This window comes from Schinkia acidoalkalinis (genome assembly GCF_054301215.1).
In genome coordinates, this window is sequence record NZ_CP182573.1 from 713597 (window position 1) to 726042 (window position 12446).

Here is a 12446-nt window from a genome sequence, read left to right on the forward strand (position 1 = left end):
TAATTTTGGCTAGGCGCTTTTAGGCAGATTCCGTAATTGAACATCCTTCGTTACTTTCCGCCTAATAAGATGCGGATTGTTGCACCAGATTCCACTTTTTCACCGGGCTCTGGTGTTTGATCAATGACAATTGGACCTTCGCCACTTTTTTCTATTTTTAAGTCGACTAAGTAATTTTGTAATTCATCCGTTTTTAAACCAACGATATTCGGAACTTCGACTGCCTTCGCATCTGGCCATACGTATTTTTTCTCAATTTGTCCAGTTCTTTTCTTTACCTTCAGGGCCCGCAAGCTGTCCTCTAAGATATTACCAACGATAGGAGCAGCAACTACTCCCCCGAATTGAACCGTACCCTTTGGATTGTCAATGGCCGTGTAGACAACAATTTGCGGATCGTCGGCAGGGGCAAAGCCAATAAAGGATACGATATGGTTATTTTCCATATAACGGCCATCCTTTACCTTTTGGGCAGTACCTGTTTTCCCACCGACACGATATCCGTCAACAAAGGCCGGTCTTCCAGTACCTTGGGCAACAACACTTTCAAGGGCATTTCTTACCTGCTTTGAGGTTTCCTCTGAGATGACCCTTCTTTTCATGATTGGAGTATTACGGCTAACCACTTCCCCAGTAACAGGGTCAACCCATTCCTTCGCTATATATGGTTTGTATAAAAAGCCGCCATTAATAGCGGCAGAAACCGCTGTTACTTGCTGGATAGGAGTTACAGATACACCCTGACCAAAAGCAGTCGTTCCCAACTCTACCGGACCAACGCGGTCCAGTTTAAATAGAATTCCCGTTCCTTCACCCTGAAGGTCTATTCCCGTTTTTTGACCGAAACCAAAGTTTTTAATATATTGAAACAACCGTTCTTTGCCTAATTTTTGACCTAACGTTACAAAACCAGGGTTACAGGAGTTTTGAACTACTTCTAGAAATGTCTGTGAGCCATGACCGCCCCGTTTCCAGCAGCGTAAAGTTGCCCCTTCTACTTTAATCGCCCCTGGGTCGTTGAAATGGTCATTCTTCAAATCTACTAACTTTTCTTCGAGAGCGGCTGCGAGCGTAATGATCTTAAAAGTTGATCCAGGCTCATATGTACTCCATACCGGCAGATTTCGATTATAAACCTCTTGAGGCACATTTTGATACTTTTCAGGATCAAAATCAGGCCTTGAGGACATCCCTAGTATTTCCCCGGTATTTGGATCCATTGCAATCGCAATCGCACCGTCAGGATGGTAAGTTGCCTCAGCAATGTCTAATTCCCGCTCAATAATCGTTTGTACTTTTGTATCAACCGTCAACTTCATATTTAAACCGTCAATTGGCGGAGTATAAGAGTCTGTGGAATTTGGCATTTTCCTACCCTTAGCATCGGCAATATAGGAAACATGACCTCTTTCTCCGCTCAGCTTTTTATCATAATAAAGCTCTAATCCCATTAAACCTTGATTATCGATGCCTGCAAATCCCAAAACATGGGATAAATAACTACCAAATGGATAATGCCTTTTGGAATCTTCCGCGATATAGACCCCTTTCAAATTAAGAGCGCGGATTTCATTCGCCTTTTCATTCGAAATCTTCCTTCCTTCAGGAATACGCTCATTCAATGAATTTTTTGTAATATAGCGGTATGCCTTTTCTTCAGACATATTTAAAACAGCAGCTATTTTTTTTGCAGTGTCCGCAGGATTATCGACTTGCCTTGGAATCACATACACAGTAGGCGCACTTACGTTTGTTGCTAATGGAACTCCATTTCTGTCAAGGATTTCCCCTCTTTTTGGTTCAAAAGGAATATTCCTGCCCCAGGAATCCATCGCTTTTTCACTGAGCCAGTTTCCCATGATTAACTGCACATACCCCAGCCTGACATCTAATACTAAAAAAAGTAATAATCCTATTAATAACACAGTCACTAATCGTTTCCTTACTGTAACATTTGAAACCCTCAAGTCGACGTACCTCCTTGATTGTAGCTTGTTTCATATTATGCTTGTACGGAAACGATTAGAACGTTTTGATTGGAATGTTTTAGTCACGAACGCTGTTAATGCGTTCGAATATTTCTTGGTCTTCTTTATTATTTAATTTTATTTCTTCTCCCTGCGCAGATTTAGGATCTTCTTCCTTAAACGGAGGATTCAGTTCAACTACTAAATAATCGCCCTTTTTCACTTCTGCCCCAGGTTTTATGCTTTGCTTTGTTACATAACCTGTTCCAATCACATTTAATTTTAGATTAGCCATCTCTGACAGCTTGGTCACATCTCGCAGAGCCCAGCCAGTTATCGTTGGCATCTTTATTTTTCCGTCTCCTTTTAATAAAACCTTCTCCCTTGCAAGCACTTTTTCGTTTGGTAATGGAACTTGTGCTTTAACGCTGCCGCTTTGCCCTATCTTAACGACATTCAAACCAAGTACTGAGAGGTCTTTACCCGCTTGGCCTATCTCTTTACCGATGACATTTGGCAATTCGATACCGGCTTTTGCAACAGGTTGTACATAATCTGTTTTTTCAGATGGGACAATATTTAAATAATGCAGACTATTTTTCATGACATTTTTAAAAATATACGCTCCAGGTTCAGAACCAAGTTCCGTTGCTTCAAGCTTTGGTCGCTTTACCGCTACATACATAATCAGTTGCGGGTCATCCTTTGGTGCAAATCCAATAAATGAAAAGATGTTATTTCCATGCCCTGTCATGTATTTACCTGTCCGTGGGTCAGGGATTTGCGCTGTACCAGTTTTCCCGGCTATTTGGTAGCCTTCAATTTTGTATGGCTTCCCGGTACCTGCTTTTGATGAAACAACCGTCTCCAAAATATCAAGAACTTGCTTTGCCGTTTCTTTTTTTATAGGCTCTCCAATAACGGTTGGTTCTTGCTGTTTAATAACTTCGCCTGTTTTCGGATCCACCACTTTTTTGATAATATACGGCTTCATCATTTTCCCACCATTTGAAATAGCAGTGGCCGCTTGAATTTGCTGTATTGGCGTTACTGTTGTTCCTTGTCCATAAGCGGTTGTAATCTTTTCAATTGGATACCTAAACAAGATATTTCCCGGGACTTCATTTGGCAAATCAATGCCAGTCGTTTTATCAAAATGGAATCTTTTCAAGTATTCCAAAAAACGATCGCCGCCCAGCTTTTCATTAACTAGCTTAGCCATGGCAACGTTGGATGAGCGTTGCACACCTTCTAAGTAAGTGATTGTTCCCCAACCAGCTCTATTATGGTCCCGAATCGCCTTGTCTTTATTAGATATTCGGTAAGACCCGGAAAGATATGTCTCATTTGGATTAAATACACCGGCATCAATGGCCGCCGCTAATGTAAATATCTTAAACGTTGAACCAGGCTCAAATCTAGAGGAAATAACCTCATTCATATAATTTGAAATTTCCCGGCTATTTGGATCAAAGCTTGGCCTTGTCCCCATTGCCAATATTTCTCCCGTTTTAGCGTTCGCCACAATCCCAATTATATTTTCAGGTTCATACTCTTTGTCCGCATACGTCATTGCATTTTCTAAAAACGTTTGAATTTTTTGATCCAACGTTAAATAAATATTTTTTCCATTTTCCGGTGCTTGAATCATTTCCTTCGGATCCGGAAGCTTAAAGCCGCTGCGGTCACTTTGGTAGGTTAGCAGGCCATCTTTGCCTTGAAGGAGCCTATCAAATGTTTTTTCTACCCCCATCTTTCCGACTAACTTTCCATTCTCATTCGTTTGCGCAAAACCAATGACGTGGGATGCAAAGACTCCGTTTGGATATAAACGTTTTTTCTCGCGGTTAAAGTAAATGCCTGGCAGATTCAATGCTTTAATTTTTTCCATTAGTTGATGGTCTATATTTCTGCTTTTCGGTCCTAGTTCAACTTGAAAGGCATCCGAATTGCTTGGATTTAATCTTCTCTCAATCTCTGAAACTTCCATATTCAATAATGGCGCTAACTTTTCTGCAGTCTCCTGTTTATCAACGACATGGAGTGGTACAGAAGAATTCTTTGAATATTTTTTGTTAATAATCGCATACAATGTATAGGTTGGTACATCCTTTGCAATCGCTTCACCATGACGGTCGAGTATTTGTCCTCTGGAAGCTTCTATGATTCGTTCTTTTCCCCACTTTTCCGCAGCCAAAACGGTTAAATCATGTCCTTCTGCCTCTTTTGCCACCTGTATATAAACAAATCGGCCGGCCAAAATAAAAAAGAGCAGGACAAATAGTAAAGATAAGATCCTCGCTCCTATTTTTATATGTACTGATTTTCCTTTGCTCATTATGTTTCACCACACTAAAGAAGACTACTTGCCAATTACTTTAACATTATTATCAATAATTGATAATCCCTGTTCACCGGCAATTTTTAAAATGCGTTGTGGTCTTGATAATTCCGTTATTTCTTCCTCTAAACCACTATTAAGCTTTTGTTGATTTGTAATATTTGCTTCTAGTGCTTGAATGTCATTATTCACCTGATAAATAGCTGCCTGCTTAGAAATAATGAACGTACAACCAATTGCACTAAAGATGAGCAAAAGTGACAGTAATATTTTTTCCCCTACCGTAATAACCCGTTTCTTTTTTACCTTTACTTGAGGCTTCGCGTCTGGACGGTTTTGCTGATGTCTTTTTGGTGAGACTTGAAAGGCAAGATTACTCAATGCTTAAACCTCCTACATTTTTTATTGTTTTTCCGCAACTCTTAACTTTGCAGATCGTGCCCTTTTATTTTGCTCCATTTCTTCCTCAGAAGGCAAAATTGGCTTCCTTGTAATTAGCTTCAGCTTTGGTTTATATTCCTCCGGGATGATTGGCAGCCCGTGGGGTAAATTAGGACCTTTACTCCATTTGCTAAATGTTGTTTTACAAATTCGATCCTCAAGCGAGTGAAACGTGATAACTGCAATTCTTCCCCCCGGCTTTGTAATCGAAATCGCATCTTCAATGGCTTCCTCAAAAACATGTAGCTCATCGTTAACAGCGATGCGAATGGCTTGAAAAACCCGTTTAGCAGGATGTCCACCAGTCCGTCTAGCAGGGGCCGGTATCCCCTCTTTAATAAGTTCTACTAATTCCGCCGTTGTTTCAATTGGCTTTTCTTGGCGATAGCTTTCAATTTTCCTAGCAATTTGCTTAGAAAACTTTTCTTCACCATATTTAAAAAATATTTTAACTAGCTCACTGTAATCCCAATTATTCACAACATCGTAAGCGGAAATTGGCGCTGATTGGTCCATCCTCATATCAAGTGGAGCATCTTGGTGGTAACTGAAACCTCGCTCAGCAATATCTAATTGCGGGGATGATACCCCAAGGTCAAAAAGGACACCGTCAACTTCGTGGACATTACGAGCAAATAATTCCTTTTTTAAATATTGGAAATTACTTTTGATCAGCACTACTTGATCTTTATATTGCTCAAGCTTTTTTTCAGCATATTGAAGTGCCATATCATCTTGGTCGAACGCATACAACCTACCGGATTTTGATAGTTTCGATAAAATCAATTGGCTATGTCCAGCCCCACCAAGAGTACAATCAACATAGATTCCATCTGGCTTGATATTCAAGCCTTCAACAGCTTCATCTCTTAATACAGTTACATGTTCAAACATTTAGACACCTACTCCATCTTGTTACTTATCCTGTTGCTCTAATTCTATTTTGCATCTAAATATCAAAATCAACCATACTTTCTGCAATCTCGTTGAAAGATTCTTCAGACATTGCAAAATAGTTTTCCCAATTAGATTTGCTCCAAATCTCAAAACGATTGGAAACTCCAATAATAACACAGTCCTTTTCAAGCTTGGCATATTCTCTAAGCGGGACGGCGATATTCACTCTACCTTGCTTGTCCACTTCACATTCGGATGCACCTGAAAAAAAGAATCGTGTAAACGCGCGGGCGTCTTTTTTTGTAAACGGTAAGTTCTTTAATTTATTTTCAAGCGTTGTCCATTCTTCATGGGTATACCCAAATAAACATTGGTCAAGGCCTCTTGTCAGCACAAAGCTATCGCCCAAAAGTTCTCGAAACTTAGCTGGAACAATCATTCGGCCTTTTTGGTCAATGGTATGATGATATTCCCCCATGAACATGCTTACGCCCCACTTTCTGACACTAGAATACCACAACTCACCACTTTCCACCACTCACTATTTACAATTCGTAAAAAAAAGCAAAAAACCTGCATGAAACAGCAGGTTTTTGCTCGACAATTTCATATTTAAAATTGTTAGATTACGTCTAATTTAAACGAAGATAACTTTATGCTCGTGATTCCATTTATAATCAAGTTTCATCATTTCATCAATAAAACTGAAACCATATAAATTAAGATAATAATAGATGTTCCAGATTCTTTCTTGTGGTGCATCAAGTGGCCTAATCCATTGATTAAGATAATCAAACTTATCAATCTCAACTTTATGTTTCAGGCGAACCGCCTTTTCCATTCTTTGCTTTAAAAAGTACAGTTGGTTTTTGATAATCTCGGCATTTTTTTCGGCTAAATCAGTGAGGCCGGCATCAATCTGAACAGCCAGCTCTTTTAATGGTTTATGGGCAATCATCATATTCTCCAAGGCTTCCCGGGCAGCTTCATCAATTGGAAATGGGGGCTGATTTTTTAGCCATGCCTCTTTTTCTTCGACACAGCCACTTTGAACGATTCGTTCAATATTCAAATCTAATTCCCGTGAATACTTATCTGCCCTTCTATCTATAATTGACATCATCAATCTCGGCACAACTGGAGGTACTTTAAAACCGAACAAATGAAAAGCCTCTTTTAAGACAGCCCAATAGGCAACCTCTCCTGGCCCAGAAATAAAAGCCAACGTTGGGAAAACATATTCCTGCATCAGCGGTCTTGTGACAACATTATTACTTAATAATTCAGGATGTAGAGCAGCAATTGCCAGTAGTTCACTTTCTTCAAATTGGCACTCTTTATTCTTTCCAACAAATAGTGAATCGTTTCTTTCTAATAAAACGCGGTTCCCGTTTCGTAAATAAAAAAGATGGCCATTCTTTTCATTGATTTCGATTGGCTCTCCATACCCAAGTTCTTTCAATGTCAGTTGTTTTTCTAATACTAGTTTTCCTAATTCTTGGTTTTGTCGGATAGCCTTTTCGGTAAACGCAGAGCCTACTTTTCGGAAACCATGGTCACCTGAATCAACAACAATCAGGCCATAATCGCTAAACAATGTAAAAATAAGATGGATAAAGAAGTCAACATATGTATCTGATTTATGCAAATCAGCAAGTAAGCATTTTAAAAGATGTTTTGTATGTCCGGTCTCTTCGAATGTGCTAACAATTTCTTTGATCCATTCTTCTGCATGCTGTTTATCAATATAGGTTTGCGACGCCGGACTTTTATGAATCACTTTTTGTTTGATTGCTCGTTTTTCGATTCTGCCTTCACGAATGACAAAAGCGTGATTGATTTCTGCAAAATCATGGTCCTCACCCGCCACCCAAAAAACCGGTAAAACAGGCACTTGCAATAATTGTTCTTGTTTTCTAGCTAATTTTATAATCGAGATTATTTTATGTATCGTATAAAGTGGGCCTGTTAGTAATCCTGCCTGTTGACCACCGATCACAACTACACTTTTTGGGTCAAGCAATTTATGAATATTAGCAATTGTCGATTCCGAAACATTAAATTTATTGTGGTACTCTAATAAATGGCTCACCAATTGTTCTCTTGGAAATTGTCTCTTCCTTAACTCATCCATCCGCATTTTATATGTCTCATCGTTTTGTATGGCAGGATAATCAAAGAAGGAGGCTGCTTCATCATCTTGATTCACATATCGAGAAGCAATTTTATTTGACAAGGGCGAGGAGACTTCTGTTAAGTCCATGTGATACATCCTTTCTTATTTGCATAAAAACCTTCATTATGAGTATAACAAAGAATCTCTGACTCCCAAAAAATATTGCTTAGAGAATTTTTATTACTATTAAAGATAGTATAAACGTTGAAATAAACCATAGATCACAAGTGTAAAATAACAAAAGGAAAAAAACAGAAAACTAAACCTCCAAAAGCCCTTCCATACTTTTTTGAAGATAATCTCATTATTAATTTTCCATTGCAGAAAAACAAATACTGCTGCGACGGATATTAACAAAAGAAGAATAATCCATAATAGCGATTTGCCCCAAATAACGAGGATTAAATAATGAACAGCAGTGATAAAAAAAAGCGTCGAAATGTCTACGGAAATATGCACCGATTTCTTTTTACTTTTTGTGACAATGCGAGCAATCCAATACACGATAAAAATAGTCAGGATTGGAATTGTAACCATAGTGGCTACTAAGACTGCCAATAAATTAACCATTCCCCTCTTCCTCTCCTATGTTCTCCATCCCTTTAATACTATAATACAAAAACTGAGACAAAGGCATTGACTTCCTTCTTTTTTTCCCTTCTTCTAGTAAATACCCCAATATAGCATCAATTTCTGTTTGCCGCTTTTGATCGATATCTTTATACATCGATGAATAATTATTACTTGTATTTTTACAGATGGAAATCACGTTTTCCCATAAGCTTTCAATTTCCTTCCCATTCACAACCTGTACGACTTCATCAAAAACAGCTTTCATATTTTCCAAAAAAAATTCATTCTTTAATAAACTACCATTTTTAACTTTATAAATGGCAGTTAATGGATTAATAACTGCATTAGCCACTAACTTGTCCACAAGCATAGGATACCAATCATCCATCATGCTGACCTTAAATCTAATTGCATTTAAGGCTGTCATCATCCTCTCCATATCCCCGCTAGTCCCGTGGTGAGGTGCGATTTTAATCTGACCTACACCGGTATGAACAATACTACAATCCGAAAGCCTTAGAACCCCATGCTCCACAATCCCTAAAAAAACGGAATTTTCATCAAATTGTTCCAATAAAGAAATATGACTCATCCCATTTTGCAAAAACAGAAGCGGTGTTTTCACTTTGTTATCAATTAAAGATTTTATAATCGGTCCTAAATCATACTGTTTTACTGTCAGAATAATGAAGTCTTCTTCCCTCTTAAATCCATCTGAAAAACAATAAGCCTTAACATTATATCTTTCTGTTTTTTCATTTTTCCTCATTTCAATTCCATATTTATTGAGTAGAAGCGCCTGCTCCTTTCTTCTAGTATAAATGACCGGCTCAATATCAGCCTTATATAAATAAGCGGCAACAAGGAGTCCGACTGCTCCCCCTCCAATAATGGCAACCTTCATAAAAACCTCCAGAAAAAAAGTTTTATATTTCTTTCTATTTTAACAAAAACGGACTGGAAATTGTGGCAATAAATAACAAGTTAACTTTCTGAATTATTGAACTTTTGTTAAAAAAATTAATATTAGAAGAAATTTTTTCACACTTGTATTATAATAAAATTATAAAAATGCGAAAAGGAGGGTATCTTCATGGAAATCATACCAATCGAGAATTTATCCATTAATTTCAAAACATTAGAGGATTTTAAGAGTTTTAAAGAATTTGGAAATCAGGAGCTACAAATGTTTGATGACTTGCGTGGTAGCATTGTTGAAAACGATTGCAATTCGCCCTTTTACGGTATTTATTACGGTGATAAGTTAGTTGCCAGAATGAGTTTATATCATACTGATAAAAAATTCGATCGTTTGTTCGATGGTGCCAGAGATTATCTAAATTTATCGAAACTTGAAGTGCTGCCTCAATATCGTGAACGCGGTTTCGGAAAGAAACTTATTGATTTTGCTAAGAGTTTCAATCTTCCTATAATCACAAGTCCTCGCATTAAATCTGAAGGATTTTGGAATAAGATGGGGTTCATGCCTTTTACGCCAATGACAGATACACCTGAAAAACTATTAGTATGGTATCCTGATTTTTTATCAGATCATAAAATCAATTAAACTAATTACAAAAAGCTGACCGAAAGTCAGCTTTTATTTTTTTACTCTTTCCAAGTTTCCGTTTTTATCCATTTGAAACTTGAACTTTGATCCCTCATCTTCCTGCAATACAATCATTTTCCGAGCTCTTTCCATAATCTCAATTAGCGCTTTGTAATCTTCTTCAATTAAATGATAGCTTTCTGTTAACTTCTCAACTTTATTTAAGAGATCGTCTCTTTCTTGCTTTAGAGCAGTTATTTCATTTTTTAATGACTCATTTTCTTCCTTAAGAGCTTCAGAGCTTTTCATCGTTGATTCAACCGATGATAAAAATTCAATCACCGCATCAAAGGTCATTAGCTTTTTCTCTCCACCCGGGTCAACGCTTGTTTGGCCCTCAGTGCTTGGAGCATCTTTTGGCTCCTCTACCGATATAACTTTCGGTTCTTCAAGTATTTTTTCACCTTTTCTTTGTTTCTTGGCAAGTTCAATCGCCGATTTATATTGCTTTCGAACGGCTGAGTTCCACCTGAAACCACATGCTGCTGCTGTCCTTGAAAGTTTTTTGCCAACTTCTTCAAAAGCAGCTAGTTGAGTGCTGCCATCTCTTATATGTCTCAATACGACCTCTGCAAGCAATAAGTCTTCATCTTGTGTCCAGGCATCTTGTCTTAATGTAGTCATATTTCTATCTCTCCTATTGTTTTTTTATTATTTTTATGCAACCAATAGAAAAGATAGAATCTAAAAATCTAGTGAAAATACAAGAATCAATAATAATTATGCTACTAGGCGTCCAAAAAAGATTGAACTGCTTCATGGTGCTCATCAGAAGCCCAAAGAACAGCACATTGTTCGATTTCCGCGAATATCCTGTCTCGCAAATTCGTTTGCTCCCATTTTCGAATAGCTGTTTTTTTATAAGCTTCCAAAACACCCGTACTTTGCTCAACATAAGCACGAAGCCAAGCCTCACATTGGTCTCTAAGGTTTTCTTCGGCAAATAATGTTTGAATAAAGCCTAAGTCAACGCCTTCCTTTGCCGTGAATCTATCTGCTGTTAAGAGCATTGTCATCGCTTTATCATGCGCTAACTTTTCCAATAGCATCGAAGCTCCACCCCAGCCTGTTGTAATCGCCAACTTACCTTGTACAAAGCCGAAAGTAGACTTTTCGCTTGCTAATCTAAAATCACAAGCAGAGGCAATTTCACAACCACCGCCAATTGCTGCCCCATTTAAGAGAGCAATCGTTGGTTTAGGCAGTGTTACTAATGAATACAATATTTCACCCATCTTTGACAGCATGGTATACGCTTCTTCTTTCGTGCGGAGATTATGAAATACACTTAAGTCGCCACCGGAACAAAAGGCCCGACTGCCCGCTCCCGTTATCACCAACACTTTATCCTTTTTATTATTTGCGACTTCTTCGATTATTTCTTTAAAGCCGTCCATCACATCAAAATCAATGGCATTTCTTTTTTCAGGGCGATTGATTGTAAGCCATACGACCCCATTTTCATTTCTTTCTATCAAAACCTTCCCCATTCTCTTTCTCCCCCTCTAATATGTGTAAAAAAAGTCTATTATAAAGTATTTGCTTTTAAATTCAATATTCCTGCCACACTTTTGAACTAAATAAAAAAGCGCAGAGAAATTATTCCCTACGCTTTCTTACTTTTCAATTAGTCGTTTACTACTTCTTTACCCTTGTAAGTACCACATTCCTTACAAACGCGGTGAGCCAATTTTAATTCTCCACAATTTGGGCATGACACCATACCAGGCACTTGTAATTTATAGTGTGTACGACGTTTTCTTTTTGCAGTTTTAGATGTTCTTCTAAAAGGTACAGCCATTATTCCCACCTCCTTAAAAGGTTAACTAATCATTGTTTTTGTTGTCATTGAAAAAATCTTTCAAGGCTAGAAAGCGAGGATCAATCCGATCTTTTTGCTCGTTTTCTGATACCACTTGCCAACCTTTTCCTGATTGTGGCGCACCACCTTCAAGAGAAGGATCGTCGCAATAGATTTGCAAAGGTATCTCCAGGAGAATATTTTCCTTAATCATTGGCATTAAGTCAAGTACTTCCCCCTCAACCTGATGGAGATTTTCTTCGTCAGGTTGTCCATACCCTTCCGGTGATAATAAATACGTTTCGGTCGTTTCAATTGTAAAGGAATGGGTAGCATCCTTTAACGTCCGGGAGCATGGCAAAATCATCGTCCCTTCAATCGTAAGTGTAAATGTAATCTTATTAGAACCAAAATCACCGTGCCCTTTCACATGGACAGGTGGAATTCTTCTAATATCAGATGTTTTTTCTAGTTCACTTACATCAACCATTTCATCAACAATGATCCCTTTATTCCGGAATTGATTAAATTGATTTATATACCATTTCATTCATCTCACCTCAAGGCAACAATGGTAATTATAGCTTTCGGAAACTTATTTGTCAATATTTTATCTTTACACTATACTATATAAAAAAATG

Annotated in this window: 13 protein-coding genes; 1 reads left to right on the top strand and 12 read right to left on the bottom strand. The window is 38.0% G+C overall.

Annotation, left to right across the window (positions count from 1 at the left end; all coding sequences use genetic code 11):
* Window positions 1-50: 50 nt before the first annotated feature.
* The 8 genes from ACNQFZ_RS03610 to ACNQFZ_RS03645 form a co-directional block, all read right to left on the bottom strand.
* Window positions 51-1967 (bottom strand): stage V sporulation protein D, encoded by a 1917-nt coding sequence (locus tag ACNQFZ_RS03610; protein ID WP_458413990.1) that lies wholly within the window; start codon window positions 1965-1967, stop codon window positions 51-53.
* Between the two features lie 79 nt (window positions 1968-2046).
* The gene (locus ACNQFZ_RS03615; RefSeq protein ID WP_458413991.1) at window positions 2047-4305 is read right to left on the bottom strand and encodes a penicillin-binding transpeptidase domain-containing protein; all 2259 of its coding nucleotides are present in this window, start codon (window positions 4303-4305) and stop codon (window positions 2047-2049) included.
* 24 nt (window positions 4306-4329) lie between these two features.
* Window positions 4330-4689 (bottom strand): cell division protein FtsL, encoded by a 360-nt coding sequence (gene ftsL / locus ACNQFZ_RS03620; RefSeq protein WP_458413992.1) that lies wholly within the window; start codon window positions 4687-4689, stop codon window positions 4330-4332.
* Window positions 4690-4710: 21 nt separating this feature from the next.
* Entirely contained in the window at window positions 4711-5643 is a 933-nt protein-coding gene (gene rsmH / locus ACNQFZ_RS03625; protein WP_458413993.1) for a 16S rRNA (cytosine(1402)-N(4))-methyltransferase RsmH, read from the bottom strand.
* Between the two features lie 55 nt (window positions 5644-5698).
* The gene (mraZ, locus tag ACNQFZ_RS03630; protein WP_458413994.1) at window positions 5699-6130 is read right to left on the bottom strand and encodes a division/cell wall cluster transcriptional repressor MraZ; all 432 of its coding nucleotides are present in this window, start codon (window positions 6128-6130) and stop codon (window positions 5699-5701) included.
* Window positions 6131-6283: 153 nt separating this feature from the next.
* Window positions 6284-7909: a bacillithiol biosynthesis cysteine-adding enzyme BshC gene (bshC, locus tag ACNQFZ_RS03635; protein ID WP_458413995.1), complete on the bottom strand. Its 1626-nt coding sequence runs from the start codon at window positions 7907-7909 to the stop codon at window positions 6284-6286.
* Between the two features lie 99 nt (window positions 7910-8008).
* Complete coding sequence (locus ACNQFZ_RS03640; RefSeq protein ID WP_458413996.1) at window positions 8009-8392, bottom strand: DUF3397 domain-containing protein; 384 nt, start codon at window positions 8390-8392, stop codon at window positions 8009-8011.
* Complete coding sequence (locus ACNQFZ_RS03645; protein ID WP_458413997.1) at window positions 8385-9299, bottom strand: 2-dehydropantoate 2-reductase; 915 nt, start codon at window positions 9297-9299, stop codon at window positions 8385-8387. Before ACNQFZ_RS03645 ends, ACNQFZ_RS03640 begins: the two co-directional genes overlap by 8 nt.
* 189 nt (window positions 9300-9488) lie before the next feature.
* Here ACNQFZ_RS03645 and ACNQFZ_RS03650 point away from each other — a divergent pair, with 189 nt between their 5' ends.
* Window positions 9489-9962, top strand: a complete 474-nt coding sequence (locus ACNQFZ_RS03650; protein WP_458413998.1) for an N-acetyltransferase — start codon at window positions 9489-9491, stop codon at window positions 9960-9962.
* 33 nt (window positions 9963-9995) lie between these two features.
* On the opposite strand, the gene ACNQFZ_RS03655 is transcribed toward ACNQFZ_RS03650, so the two are convergent.
* From ACNQFZ_RS03655 to ACNQFZ_RS03670, 4 genes are all read right to left on the bottom strand, one after another.
* Complete coding sequence (locus ACNQFZ_RS03655; RefSeq protein ID WP_458413999.1) at window positions 9996-10628, bottom strand: RsfA family transcriptional regulator; 633 nt, start codon at window positions 10626-10628, stop codon at window positions 9996-9998.
* Window positions 10629-10732: 104 nt separating this feature from the next.
* On the bottom strand, window positions 10733-11494 hold the full coding sequence (locus ACNQFZ_RS03660; RefSeq protein WP_458414000.1) for an enoyl-CoA hydratase/isomerase family protein: 762 nt from the start codon (window positions 11492-11494) through the stop codon (window positions 10733-10735).
* A 137-nt stretch (window positions 11495-11631) separates the two neighbouring features.
* Complete coding sequence (gene rpmF, locus ACNQFZ_RS03665) at window positions 11632-11805, bottom strand: 50S ribosomal protein L32 (protein WP_102347043.1); 174 nt, start codon at window positions 11803-11805, stop codon at window positions 11632-11634.
* A 25-nt stretch (window positions 11806-11830) separates the two neighbouring features.
* Window positions 11831-12355 (bottom strand): YceD family protein, encoded by a 525-nt coding sequence (locus tag ACNQFZ_RS03670; RefSeq protein WP_458414001.1) that lies wholly within the window; start codon window positions 12353-12355, stop codon window positions 11831-11833.
* Between the last annotated feature and the right edge of the window lie 91 nt (window positions 12356-12446).

What these genes read in the sequence shown, in the direction of transcription:
- ACNQFZ_RS03670 (WP_458414001.1), bottom strand. Translation starts at nt 12,355, where the DNA reads ATGAAATGGTATATAAATCAATTTAATCAATTCCGGAATAAAGGGATC.
- ACNQFZ_RS03645 (WP_458413997.1), bottom strand. Translation starts at nt 9,299, where the DNA reads ATGAAGGTTGCCATTATTGGAGGGGGAGCAGTCGGACTCCTTGTTGCC.
- ACNQFZ_RS03640 (WP_458413996.1), bottom strand. Translation starts at nt 8,392, where the DNA reads ATGGTTAATTTATTGGCAGTCTTAGTAGCCACTATGGTTACAATTCCA.
- rpmF (WP_102347043.1), bottom strand. Translation starts at nt 11,805, where the DNA reads ATGGCTGTACCTTTTAGAAGAACATCTAAAACTGCAAAAAGAAAACGT.
- rsmH (WP_458413993.1), bottom strand. Translation starts at nt 5,643, where the DNA reads ATGTTTGAACATGTAACTGTATTAAGAGATGAAGCTGTTGAAGGCTTG.
- ACNQFZ_RS03650 (WP_458413998.1), top strand. Translation starts at nt 9,489, where the DNA reads ATGGAAATCATACCAATCGAGAATTTATCCATTAATTTCAAAACATTA.
- bshC (WP_458413995.1), bottom strand. Translation starts at nt 7,909, where the DNA reads ATGGACTTAACAGAAGTCTCCTCGCCCTTGTCAAATAAAATTGCTTCT.
- ACNQFZ_RS03655 (WP_458413999.1), bottom strand. Translation starts at nt 10,628, where the DNA reads ATGACTACATTAAGACAAGATGCCTGGACACAAGATGAAGACTTATTG.
- mraZ (WP_458413994.1), bottom strand. Translation starts at nt 6,130, where the DNA reads ATGTTCATGGGGGAATATCATCATACCATTGACCAAAAAGGCCGAATG.
- ACNQFZ_RS03660 (WP_458414000.1), bottom strand. Translation starts at nt 11,494, where the DNA reads ATGGGGAAGGTTTTGATAGAAAGAAATGAAAATGGGGTCGTATGGCTT.
- ACNQFZ_RS03615 (WP_458413991.1), bottom strand. Translation starts at nt 4,305, where the DNA reads ATGAGCAAAGGAAAATCAGTACATATAAAAATAGGAGCGAGGATCTTA.